This window comes from Clostridium sp. ZS2-4 (genome assembly GCF_026719745.1).
Lineage (GTDB): Bacteria > Bacillota > Clostridia > Clostridiales > Clostridiaceae > Clostridium_H.
In genome coordinates this window covers 28,465-44,494 of the sequence record NZ_JAPPRQ010000055.1, presented here as the reverse complement: position 1 = coordinate 44,494, position 16,030 = coordinate 28,465, and the positions used below count along the sequence as shown (strand labels likewise).

General features: G+C 30.6%; 8 protein-coding genes. 4 read left to right on the top strand and 4 right to left on the bottom strand.

Going from position 1 to position 16,030, the window contains the following annotated elements; genetic code table 11:
* Positions 1 to 15 precede the first annotated feature (15 nt).
* The 4 genes from guaA (at position 16) to OIO11_RS11460 (ending at position 10,309) form a co-directional block, all read left to right on the top strand.
* On the top strand, positions 16 to 1,548 hold the full coding sequence (gene guaA, locus OIO11_RS11475; protein ID WP_268071615.1) for a glutamine-hydrolyzing GMP synthase: 1,533 nt from the start codon (positions 16 to 18) through the stop codon (positions 1,546 to 1,548).
* 345 nt (positions 1,549 to 1,893) lie between these two features.
* The gene (locus OIO11_RS11470) at positions 1,894 to 3,588 is read left to right on the top strand and encodes a hypothetical protein (protein ID WP_268071614.1); all 1,695 of its coding nucleotides are present in this window, start codon (positions 1,894 to 1,896) and stop codon (positions 3,586 to 3,588) included.
* A gap of 120 nt (positions 3,589 to 3,708) precedes the next feature.
* On the top strand, positions 3,709 to 9,699 hold the full coding sequence (locus OIO11_RS11465; RefSeq protein ID WP_268071613.1) for a chitobiase/beta-hexosaminidase C-terminal domain-containing protein: 5,991 nt from the start codon (positions 3,709 to 3,711) through the stop codon (positions 9,697 to 9,699).
* 187 nt (positions 9,700 to 9,886) lie between these two features.
* Positions 9,887 to 10,309, top strand: coding sequence for a VanZ family protein (locus OIO11_RS11460; protein WP_268071612.1), 423 nt, complete (start codon positions 9,887 to 9,889; stop codon positions 10,307 to 10,309).
* A 113-nt stretch (positions 10,310 to 10,422) separates the two neighbouring features.
* Here the strand turns inward: OIO11_RS11460 and OIO11_RS11455 are convergent, their stop codons facing one another.
* The 4 genes from OIO11_RS11455 to pgmB all read right to left on the bottom strand — a co-directional run bounded on the left by OIO11_RS11455 (position 10,423) and on the right by pgmB (position 16,000).
* Entirely contained in the window at positions 10,423 to 11,751 is a 1,329-nt protein-coding gene (locus OIO11_RS11455) for an L-cysteine desulfidase family protein (RefSeq protein WP_268071611.1), read from the bottom strand.
* A 130-nt stretch (positions 11,752 to 11,881) separates the two neighbouring features.
* The gene (locus tag OIO11_RS11450) at positions 11,882 to 13,090 is read right to left on the bottom strand and encodes a dicarboxylate/amino acid:cation symporter (RefSeq protein WP_268071610.1); all 1,209 of its coding nucleotides are present in this window, start codon (positions 13,088 to 13,090) and stop codon (positions 11,882 to 11,884) included.
* A 334-nt stretch (positions 13,091 to 13,424) separates the two neighbouring features.
* Positions 13,425 to 15,179, bottom strand: a complete 1,755-nt coding sequence (locus OIO11_RS11445) for a sigma-54 interaction domain-containing protein (protein WP_268071609.1) — start codon at positions 15,177 to 15,179, stop codon at positions 13,425 to 13,427.
* A gap of 173 nt (positions 15,180 to 15,352) precedes the next feature.
* Complete coding sequence (gene pgmB / locus OIO11_RS11440; protein ID WP_268071608.1) at positions 15,353 to 16,000, bottom strand: beta-phosphoglucomutase; 648 nt, start codon at positions 15,998 to 16,000, stop codon at positions 15,353 to 15,355.
* Positions 16,001 to 16,030: the final 30 nt, after the last annotated feature.

Genomic DNA, 16,030 nt, shown 5'->3' with positions numbered 1-16,030 from the left:
ATCGGAGGGTTTCCTATGAAAAGAGAATTAGTTTTAGTTATAGATTTTGGCGGACAATATAATCAGCTTATTGCAAGAAGAGTTAGGGAACATAACGTTTATTGCGAAATAGTTCCATATAGCACTTCTATTGAAAAAATAAAAGAAAAGAATCCTAAAGGAATAATTTTTACAGGTGGTCCTAACAGTGTTTATGGAGAAGGAACTCCAAAGGTTGACGGAGAAATTTTTGAAATGGGAGTACCTGTACTTGGAATATGTTATGGACATCAATTAACGGCTTATACTTTAGGGGGAAATGTTGAAAGTCCTGATATCAGAGAGTATGGCAAAAAAGATGTTAAATTAGATACTTCATCTTTATTATTTGATGGAATTAAAGAAGTTGATCAATCATGGATGAGTCATACAGACTACGTAGCACAAGTTCCAGAAGGTTTTAAGGTAATAGGTACAACAGACCAATGTCCAGTTGCAGCTATGGAAAATGCCGAGAAGAGAATCTATGGAGTTCAATTCCATCCAGAAGTTGAACATACTTTATTTGGTAAGCAAATGCTTTCAAACTTTTTATTCAAAGTTTGTGATTTAAAGGCAGATTGGTCAATGGCTTCTTTCGCAGAAGAAAAGATAAAAGAGATAAAAGAATTAGTAGGAGATAAGAAAGTGCTTTGTGCGTTATCAGGTGGAGTTGATTCATCAGTTGCAGCAGTTCTTGTACACAAAGCAATAGGAAAGCAGCTTACTTGTGTATTTGTTGATCATGGTTTATTAAGAAAAGATGAAGGTGATCAAGTTGAAAACATCTTCAAGAAACAATTTGATATGAACCTTATAAGAGTTAATGCTCAAGATAGATTTTTAGGAAAATTAAAAGGTGTAAGTGATCCAGAAAGAAAGAGAAAGATAATTGGAGAAGAGTTTATAAGAGTTTTTGAAGAAGAAGCTAACAAGCTTGGACAAATAGATTTCCTTGTTCAAGGTACTATATATCCAGATGTAGTTGAAAGTGGAACAGATACTTCAGCTACTATAAAGAGCCATCATAATGTTGGTGGACTTCCAGAGGATATGCAATTCTCATTAATTGAACCTTTAAGAGAATTGTTTAAGGATGAAGTTAGAGCAGTAGGAGAAGAAGTTGGAATTCCTCATAAGCTTGTATGGAGACAGCCATTCCCAGGACCAGGTCTTGCAATTAGAGTTCTAGGAGAGATTACTGAAGAAAAATTATTTATTACAAGAGAAGCAGATGCAATATTCAGAGATGAAATAGCTAAAGCGGGGCTTGAAGAAAAAATATGGCAGTACTTCGCATGTCTTCCAAACATTAAATCTGTTGGAGTTATGGGAGATGAAAGAACATACTGTCACACAATAGCACTAAGAGCCGTTACTTCTTCAGATGCTATGACTTCAGATTGGGCTAGAATACCATATGAAGTATTGGATGAAGTAAGTCGTCGTATAGTTAACGAAGTTAAAGGAGTAAACAGAATTGTTTATGACGTAACTAGTAAGCCACCTGCAACTATTGAGTGGGAATAGAAAAAACTAGTAAAATTAATACTTAGAGAAGAGTATTATACTTAGATTATATAAAAAAGTGTTTATGATTTACTTTTAAAAGAGGTAAAATCATAGGCACTTTTTATGTTTTTCAGTGTTTTAAGATAACTTTATAAATATTATTGAAGCTAACAGTAATGTTGAAATAGTAACTATGATTAAGAATTTAAGTAGAATGAATGAGACTAACAACTTAAAATAATTATTTTAAATTGCGTGATAAATACAAGAAAATAATTGTAAAATATTTACAATTAGATAAATAGTAAGTATAATATGTAGTAACAGTTAAAAATAAAATAACAATAAGAAGGGGATGATAAGATGAAGAAAAGAAAACTAATGACATTGATTGTATCGACCTTTGTTATATTAATGATGCAAAAAAGTAATGCGTTTGCTCTGGTTAAGGGGTATGTTATAAAAGATACTGTGAATAATAGACTCTATCAGTACGACAAAAACGAATTAATTAATTCATTTTTAAATAATGAAGCAGGAGAGGGAAATAACTTATTATTTTTAGATTACCAGAGTAAATTACAAAATAATATAATGTATTCTTTCTATGATGATTCAAAAAAATATGTGAAATATACAGATGTAGTTGAAGCATTTGAAAAAAGTAAAGATATAGGTGAAAATTTCTACTTAGATAAATTTGTGAAAAATACTGAGACCATAAAAACCCCAGACTATGTGTATAGTAGGAAAATGAAAAATGGACAAGTTGTAAATGAAATTAATTTTACCAAGAGTGGGTTAATAAAAGATTTTGGGAATAGAGAAATTAAAGAAGATATAAGAATAACAGGAGATAATATTTTAATAACTAATGGAGCGCTTAAAGGAGATATTATTATAGATGTTGGAGCAAGTGGAACAACTTTTGTTAAAGGTACACAGACTAATAATATAATAGTTTTATCTTGTGGAGAAAGCGGTCTACATTTTATTGATACAACAGTTAATAATCTTGTAATAAATACTGACAAAAAAGCAGGAATAGAATTAAGAGGGAAAACAAATATACGAAAAACATTGATACAATCTCCAGTTATTTTGTATAAAAAACAAGGGTCGTTTGGAGATATTATTGCAAAAATAGATAAGAATAAAGATAAAGAAATAGAACTTAGAGGAAACTTTAGTGAGAATATATCTATTGAAAGTGGTTTGAAACTTAAAACAGTTAAAGATTCAAAAGTAGAAAAAGTTGAAATAAAAGCAGATGGTAAAGAAGAAGTTATTTTAGATGGAATTTTCAATGATATTAAAATTGAGAATAATTCAAAGGTAAGGTTAACAGAAGGTACAGAAGCAAATATTACTGTTTTGGATAAAGTAAGGAATGGTTTAGTTATTATTTCGAAGGGAACCGATATAAGACTTGAAGGAGATATTAAGTTACTAGGTGAAGGAAAGGATCAGGTTAAAAAGATATCTACAAGTACATCACATACTTCTAAACATAAAAATAATACAAAGGATGATTCAAAAGATGATTCAAAGGATGACTCAAAAGATGACTCAAAGGATGACTCAAAAGATGATTCAAAAGATGACTCAAAAGATGACTCAAAAGATGACTCAAAAGATGATTCAAAGGATGATTCAAAGGATGACTCAAAAGATGACTCAAAGGATGACTCAAAAGATGACTCAAAAGATGATTCAAAGGATGACTCAAAAGATGATAAAAATATAATACTAACATGGAACAATTCTTCAGGGGATAAGCAAATTGGAGATTCAATAGACTTAATAATTGATTCAAAACTAGCAGAGAATACTACGCATGTAAATGATGTAGTTTATATTATGGAATGCACAAAAAATGGTATAGCTGTTGAAGAAAAGGACATAGTAGTAAAATACAAAAATATAATACTTGATAATATTAAAGGAAAGTATGAAATAGGAAATAAGCATCAGATAAAAGGTAATGAAGTTTATATGGTAAATGTGACTTTTAATGCTGCGGGTAAATATAATATAAAGATTTATGCAGAGAGATAAGATAGTGGTATAAAGGGTATAAGCTTTGTTATGAAAGAAATGAGAGCGGTCACATGTAGGAAATAAGTTCGCTTATAATTAAATTTATTATAAATTAAATTTTAAAACAGGGGGAGTATTATGAATAAAAAGAAGATAGTATCTATAATTGCTGCAGTATCTGTTACTGCTTCAGTAATGGGTAACTCCATAGGAGCTTTTGCAGAACAAATATCTAATACATTAGAAATGACATTTAATGTAGGTGAATCAAGTGGTTCGAATGAAGTTACAGTAGGTAAAGATGGAGTAGAAACAATTAATCAAGCTATTGAAAAGGTAGCAGTAAATGGTATAGTAAAAATACCTAAAGATATATACGATTTGAAAACGATTACTAACAAAAAGGTAACTTTGGAATCTGCTGATGGTGGTTATGTAGATATAAATATTGGAGAAAATGCTGAGTTACCTAAGGATATAACTGTTGGTGAAAAGGTTACTATAAATAAAAACAAATTAAAGCCAATTGAATTAGCAGGTACAATAAATGGAAAAGAATTTAAAGATAATACTAAAGTTGAAGCAGAAGCAGGACAAGCAGTAGAAATTGAAGTAAATCAAAACGTAGTGAATAAATTAGGATTCCATCATGCAGATATAATTGTTCAATTAGACAAAAATGATGGGGTGACAGTAGAAAAATGTGTAAAGGGTGGAACTTGGCAATCTGTATCGTTGGAAAATAATAAATATAATTTAGCTTCAGCAGGTACAGATGGCAAAATGAAATTAAGATTGACATTTAAAAATAAAGATACATATAATCTAAAGTTATATGTTGATAATGGAAGAACAACTGAAAGTAAGAAAGATTTTAGTACCATAAAAGATGCTAGAGTAATGGCAGATAATACAGAGGTTAAAGTACAAGGAATTGTAACCGCAGACCTTGGGGATAATCTTTACATTCAAGATGAAACTGCTGGTATGATATTAAGATTAAAGGGATTGGATTTAAATTTAGGAGATAAGGTTTTAGTACAAGGAAAAATAAAACAATATTATGGTATGGCACAAATAGAACCAGAAAGTAAGGATAATATAAAAATAGTACAAGCATCTGTAGGTGTTCCCAAACCTCAACTTGTAACAGCAACAGATATAAGCAAAAGTGGTGATGCAGGAGAAGCCTTTGAAGGGGAATTGGTTGAGATTAAAAATGTTACATTAGAAGAAGTAGATAAGTATAAAAATTTCAAAGTAAAGGATTCTAAAGGTTCTACATTTGTTCATGCTGTTGATGGAAACTGGCTGGAGGTTGGAAAAACTTATGGCAGTATAACAGGTGTTGTAAGTTATGATCATGATGAATATAAGATAATGGTAAGAAACATGCAGGATATAGTAGAAGACAATAGCAAGGTAAGAATAGTTACTGCTTCACTAAATGGAGGAATTGTACAAAAAGGTGATAAAGTTACACTTTCAACAGCTACAGAGGGTGCAGAGATTTACTATACTACTGATGGAAGTGAACCAGAAACTTCACAGACGGGAAAGACAAAAAAATATACAGAACCAATAACAATAAATGAAGATACTACAATAAAAGCAATTGCAGTAAAAAATGAAATGAAGTCCAGTGATGTTTCAACATTTAAATATACTGCAAAAGAAGCAGGTGAAGCAACTAGAATTAGAGATATCCAAGGTTTAGCTCATACATCACCTCTTAAAGGCAAAAGTGTCAGCGGCATTAAAGGTGTAGTTACGGCATTAGTAAACGATAGCTATGATAAAGGATTTTATATTCAAGATATAAATCCAGATAGTGATAATAAAACTTCAGAAGGTATATATGTTGATACAAAAGCAAAGAAAATTAATGTAAATGTTAAGGTTGGAGATTTGGTATCAGTAGATGGTACAGTTGCAGAAGTAGTAAATGCACCTGCAAGTTATACCAATATGCTTACTGTTACAGAACTTGCAGCTGCTAAAGTAAATGTAGAATCAAGTAACAATCCTTTACCTGAACCAATAATTATAGGGGAAGACGGTAGAAAACCATCTACATCAAATATCGACAATGATAAATTTGGTAAATTTGATCCAGAAGAAGATGCCATAGATTTTTATGAAAGCTTGGAGGGAATGAGAGTTAAAATAAATGATCCTCTAATTGTAGGTGCAGATGAAAGATATGGAGAGACATATGTTCTTGCTGATAATGGTGTGGCTTCAGAGGATAAAAAGAGTGTATCAAATGGAATAACTGCTACTAAAGATAATTTTAATCCTGAGAGAATTATAATAGATGATGTTGTAATTCCAATCACTGGTAGAAATAAGAAATTTATAGATAAGAGATTTGAACAGATTAAAGTAGGAGATAAGTTTGAATCATCCATAACAGGAGTTATGAGCTATGGATTTGGTAATTACAAAGTGCTTAATACAGAAACGCTTCCTAAGATTGAAGATGGTGGAAACAAGAGAGAAACAACGGCAATAAAAGAAAGTGATAATAAATTAACTGTGGCATCATATAATATTGAAAACTTCTCTGCTGTTACAGAGAGTGGTAAAGTAGATAAAATAGCAAGCTCCATAGTAAATGAATTAAAGCAGCCGGATATAATTGGTTTGGTAGAAATACAGGATGATGATGGAGAAAAAGATACTGGCACAGTAGATTCAAGTAAAACTTATCAAACTTTAATAGATGCTATAAAAGCAAATGGTGGACCACAATATGCATTTACAGATATAGCACCAGTGAATAATCAAGATGGAGGAGCGCCAGGAGGAAATATACGTGTTGGATTTATTTACAGAACTGATAGAGTATCACTTGTAAACAAACCTAAAGGAAATTCAACTACAGCAGTGAAAATTGATGGAACAGATTTATCAGTAAATCCAGGAAGAATAGATCCAACAAATGAAGCTTTTAAAGAAAGCAGAAAATCTTTAGCAGCAGAATTTGAGTTTAAGGGCAATAAAGTATTTGTTATAGCAAATCATTTTTGCTCAAAAAGAGGAGATCAGCCATTATTCGGAGATAATCAACCACCAGAAAATGCAAGTGAGGTTAAAAGACAAAAGGAAGCTTCAGCAGTTAATAAATTTGTAGATAAAATATTACAGGCAGATAAAAATGCCAATATAGTAGTATTAGGAGACATGAATGACTTCGAATTTTCAGATACATTGAAGGTGTTAAAGGGTGAAGGAAAAGAAAATGTATTAACTAACATGATAGATGAATTACCTAAAGAGGAGAGATTTACCTATGTTCATCAAGGAAACTCTCAAGTATTGGATAATGTGCTTGTAAGCAATAATTTATCTAATAAAACTATAGTTGATGCTGTAAATATAAATTCGGAATTTACAGAAGGATATGGAAGAGCTAGTGACCATGACCCTGTAATTATTCAAATAGAAATGTCAGCTGAAAGTGGAGAAAAACCTGATTTAGATACTAAACCAGATACTAAACCAGATACTAAACCAGATCCAACAGCTCCATATATGTGGAACAACACAATACCTGAAAAAAAACCAGCGGCAGATAAAGATAATGGTAAGGTAGTATTATTTGATAATTCGCATATGTCCACAGCAGGTAATGCAGATTGGGTATTGGATGGAGGATTTTCAGATTTTGCAGATGCATTAGTTGAAGAAGGATATACAGTAAGAGAATATAGAGGTGTAGATAAAAATAAAGATGGAGCAATAAGATTTTTTGATGATAGAAAATTAGAAAATGTAGAAAAAAATGAAGCTATTATAACTTATGACGCTATAAAAGATGCAGACGTATTTGTTACAGCAGAAGCAAATAGACCATTTACAAAAGCGGAGCAAGCAGCGTTGTTAAAGTATGTAGAGTCAGGTAAGGGAATTTATTTTATAGGAGATCACTATAATTCTGATAGAAACGTAAACACTTGGGATTCAACCGAAGTTTATAATGGATATAATAGGTCGGATTTAGATAAATTTAATATTGGTGGTGAATATGGAGACTTAAGAAATCCTAAAGATGCAAATGAAGGATGGTTGAGTAAAAACTTTGGCTTGAGATTTAGATTTAACTGTATGGATTGGAAAAAAGGTGTATCAGGGCTTAAAAAGGATATTGATACAGAAGGAATTTTAAACGGAGTAGATCCAATTCTTATGGCAGCAGGAGATACAATTGCAATTACTGATGATAATATTGCAAAAGGATTAGTTTATTTTGGAAAAGGAGATAAGCCTACTAAATGGGGACACTCAGTAGATGAAGGTATATATTTTGGTGGTGAAAAAGAAGGTGCTTTTGTTGCCATATCTAAGCCTAATAAAGGAAAAGCTGCATTTATAGGAGATTCATCACCAATAGAAGATAAGTCAACTAAATATAGAAGAGAAGATAATGGTAAATATGCTGAAACTCATGCAGGCTGGAATTCTCCAGGAAATGCTGCAAAATTAAGTGTGAATATAGTAAACTGGTTGGCAGAATCAGAAGATTATAAGGGATTTGGAGAAGATGGGCGTAAAAAAGGATTTTTAACTGAAGAACCTATGGCTAAGGAAGAAAAATCAGATCCAGAGAATGGACAACCTTGGTCACAGCCAAGTGGAGAATTTGATCCATGGAATACTGATACATGGGAAGAGGGATCTTATGGTGCACCACATTCTGCAAAAGGTAATAGTGGAAATCTAGATAATCCAGGAGGTCATGAGACAGGAAACTTTGAATTTGAACTATATCCTAAATATGTATATGAAAACGAACCTTTTGCTGTAATAGTTAGTGGTGAAGGAGAAGATGCAAAATTTGGAATGTACACCCAAAGCAAACAATGTGGACAAGTTAAAATAGGAGACAGTTGGTCTAATACAGGATATACTGACCTTGAAGGAACATTTCCAATGGCTGTAACTGCCAAAGCTAGTGGTATAGAAAGTGATCTTAAAATAAGATTAAAGGCTGGCAAGAATAAGAGTGATACAAGAGATGTTATAGGAATATCAAGTGGATATGGATATATAGAAGGAAAAGTTACAGGCAATGCTGGAGATATAGTGGCAGCTTTAAAAGGAAATGAGATACTTGGTACAGCACAAATAGATGCAGAGGGAAATGCAAGAATAGCAGTTAAATGTGAAGAAGGAATTTCATTAAAAATATATGGTGCAGATGGAAAAGAAAAATCTAACTTAGAGGGTACTTATACTGTAACAGAAGGACAAATTACTAAAATAAATGGCAATGATGATACTAAAAAGACAGGTACAACAGCAGAAGTTAAACTTGATAATCAAAGATACAAAATAGGTGATACAGTAACAATTACTCTAGAAGACAGCGATTTGAATATAAATAAAGAAGAAGCTGACAAAGCAGTAATACATGTAACTTCTACAGGAACAGATAAACAGGGCTTTGATTTAGAAATTCAAGAAAATGGAGAAGATACAGGAATATTTACAGGTATGTTAGAAGTTGCAGCTGCCAGCGATAGTGAAAATAAAAAGTTGGGAGCAGCAGATGGAGAAATGATTACAATAACATATGTAGATGCTTTGGATGGCGAAGGTAAAGAAAATATTGAGAAAAATATCAGTGCTGCAATAGTAGGAGATGAAGAGGTACCACCAGAAAAACCAACAGAAACAAAAATAACAGAAACACTAGATGGGGTAACAGAAAATGGCAGCAACTATGTGAATGGTACTTTTACAGGGGTTAATGGAATTCAATGGATGTATTCAGGAGCAAGAGGAGATAAAGTGGCTGATGTTATTGATGGTAGTGGATTGTTGTTTGGAGATAGTAAAAAAGGAGATAGGCATATAATAACAGCTGAAAATATTCCAAATGGAATAGGAAGCTTTTCAGTAGACACCAAAAAAGGGTTTACATCAGAGAATGATCGTAAAATTGAACTTTGGATAAATGATGTTAAGAAAGGTGAGCTTGTTCTAGACAGTACTAGTGACGAAATACAAAAATTCACAGTAGACAATATAAATATATCAGGTTCATTCAAGTTAGAAATAAGAAGTGTAGGAAGTAAACAAGTGGTTATTGACAATATTGCATGGACTAGTTACGAAAACTAAGATATATTTTTAAAAGACATTTTTTAGTGTATAGAATTTTTTAGAATAAGGGTATCCTGTTTTGAGTAGTTTTATTTTTAAACTAAAGTACTCATTGAAAAACATGGATACCTGTTTTTTAGTTATCGAGAAAAATTATGATATAATTTATGGTATATAATACATATTGATTAAGGAGACATGATATATGAAGCAAACAAAAAAATTATATTATTTTAAGGGGCTATTGCTTATAATATGGATGGCAATTATTTTTAATTTCTCAAATGATCCTGCTGTAGTTTCAGATGAGAAAAGTGGATTTATACTCAAAATATTTGATTTCATAGGTTTAGATTTAAATAGTATATTTGGTACATTAGCAAACTTTATAGTAAGAAAGATGGGACATTTTACAGAGTTTTTTATTCTTTATGTACTGCTATATAATGTTTTAAAGGAGAGCTTTAGTAAGAAAAGAGCTTTAACTATGGCTTTAGCATGTACTTTTTTATATGCTTGTTCTGATGAATTTCATCAAATTTTTATCCCAGGCAGAGAGGGAAGATTTAGAGATGTTTTAATAGATACATCTGGAGGTATAGCTGGAGTTTTATATTTTAGCAGATAATAAAATTATTTAACGAAAAAACTAGTAGAAATTTTATCTACTAGTTTTGGATGTTTAAAACATTTGTACATTATAATAAAAGTAAATTCTTATTTAATATTATACTAATTTTATTATATAACGCTTTTATACGTATTTAATAAGTTTTGCTTTGTAATCATTATATCAAGCATTAGTTTATCTGTTTGTTTCATTCCATAGGAGCCTATATTTCCTACATTTTGAATTGTATTTTCTACGTTTTTATCAATTATGCCTTCTTTTTCTGATACACCAATATTTTCAATAGCTAGTATAGCTGAAAGAACTGCTGCATTTACAGCTGTTGAAACTTTAAGGGCACAGCTAGTCTTTGCACCATCACAAACAAGTCCTGTAATATTACCCAGCATATTATTTATAGCTCTTTTAATATGGTTAACATCTCCACCTAAAAGATATGTTATTCCACATGAAGCCGCTGTACCTGCTACAACTACTCCACATAATGCTGCTAGTCTACTTAAATAACTATGAATATGAATTGACATTAAATTACTTAATGCTAGAGCCCTTGTAATTTTTTCTTCACTAGCACCTAGTTTTTCGCCAACTGCTATTACAGGCATTGATACTGTTATACCTTGATTTCCACTTCCGGAATTACTCATAGCAGACATCATACATCCTGCCATTCTTGCATCAGCACCACTACTTGTTCTTTTTATTGCTGAAATTATAATATCTTCTGTTAACAATCCTTTATTTATGTATTTATCAATTGTTTTTCCAACTTTAAGACCATAATCATTGATTAGACCTTCTTTAGATATTTCTTCATTAAATTTATCTTTTTCACGTATAAATTTTATATCTTCTAAAGATACATTTACTGCAAAATCATAAATACTATCAACTGTTAAATATGCATTATCTTCTTCTAGGGCAACTTCGTCTATATTGTGTTTAGTTTTATCACTTTTCTTTTCAAATAAGACTTTCCCATTAAATTCAATCAAAACAATATTTATGTGAGTATCTTCAATAACTACTCTTGCATTGTCCTTACCGTTCCTACAAATAATTTCGATATACAGATCAGGAACATTTTCTTTAACCTTAATAATTACCCTTTCTTCCTTTATCATTTTTTTACCTTCATCAACGTGTTTTGGAGTTATACTTTTTAAAACCTCTAATACAGCTTCAGCAGTACCACCAAGTGCTCCAACTGCTGCTGCAATATCTAAACCTACCATTCCTGTTCCAGGTACCCCTACGCCCATTCCATTTTTTAGCATGTTACCACTAACAAAAACCTCTATTATTTGTGGGGTGGTGTTTAATGTTGCTGTTGCCTTAGCAGCTGCATAGGCAACAGCAATAGGTTCTGTACATCCTATTGCTGGTATTACCTCTTTATTGATTAATTCAATATATTTTTGCCAAGTCTTATTTTTCATAATGTTCTTCCTCCTTACAGTTATATCTTAAAATCAATGTGTATTTGAAAAAGATTTCTTATCTTGTTGAAAAACATTAGTTTTTAATCTAAGACAAGAAATCTGATTCATATTAAAGATTTATTTTTAGTTAAGCACTAACTTGGTCTATTTTATTTTTATTTGCTTTAGGTTTTCCATTTTTATCATAGAATAACCCTCTAAGGAGTAATGCTAATGCCCCATCCCCTGTAACATTACATGCAGTTCCAAAACTATCTTGAAGTGCAAATATTGCAATTAATAGTCCTACTCCTGATGCATCAAATCCAAGAACGCCTGTAACGATTGCTAATGACGCCATAACAGTTCCACCTGGAACTCCAGGTGCTCCTATAGCAAATATACCAAATAAAAGTATAAATAATATTACGGTTCCTACTGAAGGTAAAGTACCATAGAGTATTTTGGATATTGTAAAACAGAAGAAAGTTTCAGTAAGAACAGAGCCACAAAGGTGAGTAGTTGCTCCAAGAGGAATAGCAAAATCAACTACTTCTGGTGTTAATACTTTTGATTTATGAGCACATTTTAATGCAACAGGTAAGGTTGCTGCACTTGACATGGTTCCTACTGCTGTCAAATATGCTGGTAAATAATGTTTTGCTACTTCCCAAGGATTTTGTTTTGAAACTATACCTGCAATTGTATATAAGATTGTAAGCCATATGAAATGTCCTATAAGTACTATGACTATAACTTTTAAGAATATAGGCAACTGTTTAGTTAAACTTCCAGTATAGGCTAGTTCACTAAATGTAGCTGCTATAAAAAAAGGTAAAATAGGTACTACTATGTTAGTAATTATAGCAAGAATCATTTTTTGTAGTTCATTTAAAAACTTGTCTACTACTTCTGCTTTTGTCCATATTACTGATACTCCTGTAAATATAGATAAAACCAATGCAGTCATAACAGGCATAATTGGAGCAATTTCTAATTTGAAAATAATTTCTGGTAGTTTTTGAAGTGCTGCTGCTTCGCTAGAAATATTAAAATGAGGTATTATTATATAACCTGCAATAGCGGACATAGTTGCTGCTCCTACTGCTGATAAATAGCACATAAGTGCCATACTGCCTAACATTTTGCTTGCATTATTTTTAAGACTTGTTATTGCTGGTGTTATAAATCCAAATATAACTAACGGAACAGTAAAGAAAATTATAGATCCTAATATATTTTTAATTGTTAATATAACCATCATAGCTTTTTCTTTAACAGTAAGCCCTAATATTACACCAATAGTTATACCAATAATCATTTTTGTAATTAAACCCATATCTCTTTTCTTTTTCATTTTTCCACTTCCTTCATTTTATTTTTTAGTTGAAATTCAAAAACAAACATTGTAGTTTACTAGTAAACGTTTAAAATAAATATATTTAATATATGTATTAGCATAATTCATACCAATACGACAAAAACAGTAATAATCAGCATTTAATGTTTTTTATTTATGATTATTTTTGAAAATAATCAAATACTACAAATATTCATGATGTTTAACCAACTGTAAATATAGTCAAATACTACTTTTATTTGTTTTTGCAGTTTTTCAAATTGTTTTTGCATTTTTTCAAATTATTCCTGTGAAATTTTCATGGAATAAAAAAATAATAAAATTTATTATTTTACAAGTTAAATTTGTTTAATTTTCTGTATAATGTAGAAAGTTCTATTCCTAATTCTTCTATGATTTTACTTTTACCTTTAGCATCGTCCCCATATTTTTCAATCATAGACATTAATATTTTTTTTTCATACATTTCTACTCTGCTTTTAAGGGTCATTTTATTTTGTGAGTCAAATTCATAAAATTTTTGCTGCATTGTAATAGGCAAATTGGAGGGAGTTATTATTTTTTCTTCTGTTATATTAACTAAGTATTCTATAACGTTTTCAAGTTCTCTTATATTTCCTGGCCAATTATAATTTACAAAGATATTCTCAATTTCCTTAGAAAATAGCTTAGGTTCTTTGCAAAGCCTATTACAAAATTTTTTTAGTAAATATTGACTTAATAGTAGAACGTCTTTTCCTCTTTCTTTTAAGCTTGGCAAAAAAATAGGTATAACATTTAATCTATAATATAAATCTTTTCTGAAAAGACCACTTTTAACCATGTCCTCAAGATTTTTGTTGGTTGCAGCTATAATTCTAATATTTATAGAAATTTCTTTTTTTCCTCCAATTTTAATAAATCGCTGTTCCTGAAGAACTCTTAAAATTTTAGGCTGAAGATGGAGAGGCATATCTCCAATTTCATCCAAAAATATGGTTCCGTTATTTGCCAGCTCGAATTTTCCCATTTGTCCTTCACGTCTAGCTCCAGAAAATGCTCCGCCTTCATAACCAAATAATTCACTTTCAAGAAGATTATCTGGAATTGATGCACAATTTATTGCAATGAAAGGAGCTCTACACCTATCACTTTTATAATGTATGGCCCTTGCAAAGAGTTCTTTTCCTGTTCCACTTTCTCCTCTCAAAAGAATAGTAGAAGTACCTTTAGCTATATTTTCTGAAATGTTTTTTACAATTTTTATGCTGTTACTTTCACCTATTATATCCTCAAATTTTACTATTTTTTCTCCTTCAATAAGATTATATGCATCACGAACTTCATCACTAGTTTTTTTGATTTCAATTATATTACTAACTTTTTTGCCTTGAAAAATAACAGGATTACTTTTAAGTGTTAGACTAAATTTCTTATCGTTTACAGTAATCTTATCAGTATTATACTTAACTTTAGTTAATTTTAAGTTTATATTAGGTATTAATTCTCTTATGGAGTGATTAATTATATTTTCTTTAATAGTATCAAAAATATTTTCAGCTTTTTTATTTATATATTTTATTAGTCCGTCATTATCAACACATAAAATTCCATAACTTAAGCCCTCTATTATTTGATTAGTTTCTTCTGTTTGAATTTTAAGCTGTTTTATCGTTTGATCATAAATTATATTTCCAAGTAAAATAACGCTTAATTTTTCAAGAAAAACCATTAAAGAATCATAATTTTCTCTAATTATTTTTTCTTGTTCTGTTCTAAAGGAATTTATTCCTATTACTCCTATTACTTCACTACCTTTCATTATGGGATATCCTATAGTAGCAAATTCGTTACAAGTAGATTTCACAGAACAATTTTCACAAATATGATTAGAAACAAATCTATCGGTATAGTTTGGTTTCTTCTCAGCTAGTACAAATTCAAATAAACATTTTTCGGGTATTTTTTCGCCAATACAATTTTTATATTCACCAGTAGCAGCTATTCTTATTAAATGGTTATCAACAATGGTAACATCCACATGTAACACTGCACTTATAGCTTCCGCTACTTCTTGTACAGATGCACTTATTTCTTTTAAAGACATTTTTTATCCCCCTAAATTAATATATCATTTGCCATTTATACATTTTAGATTATATTCTTACAATACGTATTTGTCAAAAACAAGCAAATAAATAAGTTATTTCCTAAATGAAGTATATAAAAAAACTAGTAGAATTTTTATCCACTAGTTTTTGTGTGTAAAATATTTAAATATTATAATTTCAATAAAAGTAAATCCTTATCCACAAAAGAACCAATAACCTTATTAGCCTTATGTAATATTTCAGGTGAGCCAACTCCTATCGAATACATTCCTGCATTTATTGCTCCGTCAATACCAGCAGCTGCATCCTCAAATACAACACAGTCTTTAGGCTCAACATTTAATTCTTGAGCTCCTTTTAAGAAAACCTCAGGATCTGGTTTAGCTTTAGTTATTTTAGTTCCATCAATAATAGCATCAAAATAACTTACTAAATTTATAGAATTTAATATTTTCATGGAATTTTTACTAACAGAACCGAGAGAAATTTTAATTCCAGCCTCTCTAAGAAGAGTTAAGAATTCTCTAACACCTGGAAGTATTTCATCCTCAGTCATTTTAGATATATATTCTACATACCATGAATTTTTTTTCTCAGCTAATTGTTTTTTAGTTTCTTCATCAAAATTTTTGTTTCCTATTTCTAATAATATTTCTAAGGAGTCCATTCTGCTTACGCCTTTTAATCTTTCATTATCTTCTTCAGAAAAATCAAATCCAAGTTCATTAGCAAGCCTTTTCCATGCAAGGTAGTGATATTTAGCAGTATCTACTATAACTCCATCCAAGTCAAATATACAAGCTTTAATATTGTTCATAATAATTCCCCCTATAAGATTGCTATTACA

Excerpts from the sequence above, each read along its gene's own strand:
- guaA (WP_268071615.1), top strand. The coding sequence starts at position 16 with ATGAAAAGAGAATTAGTTTTAGTTATAGATTTTGGCGGACAATATAAT.
- OIO11_RS11470 (WP_268071614.1), top strand. The coding sequence starts at position 1,894 with ATGAAGAAAAGAAAACTAATGACATTGATTGTATCGACCTTTGTTATA.
- OIO11_RS11465 (WP_268071613.1), top strand. The coding sequence starts at position 3,709 with ATGAATAAAAAGAAGATAGTATCTATAATTGCTGCAGTATCTGTTACT.
- OIO11_RS11460 (WP_268071612.1), top strand. The coding sequence starts at position 9,887 with ATGAAGCAAACAAAAAAATTATATTATTTTAAGGGGCTATTGCTTATA.
- OIO11_RS11455 (WP_268071611.1), bottom strand. The coding sequence starts at position 11,751 with ATGAAAAATAAGACTTGGCAAAAATATATTGAATTAATCAATAAAGAG.
- OIO11_RS11450 (WP_268071610.1), bottom strand. The coding sequence starts at position 13,090 with ATGAAAAAGAAAAGAGATATGGGTTTAATTACAAAAATGATTATTGGT.
- OIO11_RS11445 (WP_268071609.1), bottom strand. The coding sequence starts at position 15,179 with ATGTCTTTAAAAGAAATAAGTGCATCTGTACAAGAAGTAGCGGAAGCT.
- pgmB (WP_268071608.1), bottom strand. The coding sequence starts at position 16,000 with ATGAACAATATTAAAGCTTGTATATTTGACTTGGATGGAGTTATAGTA.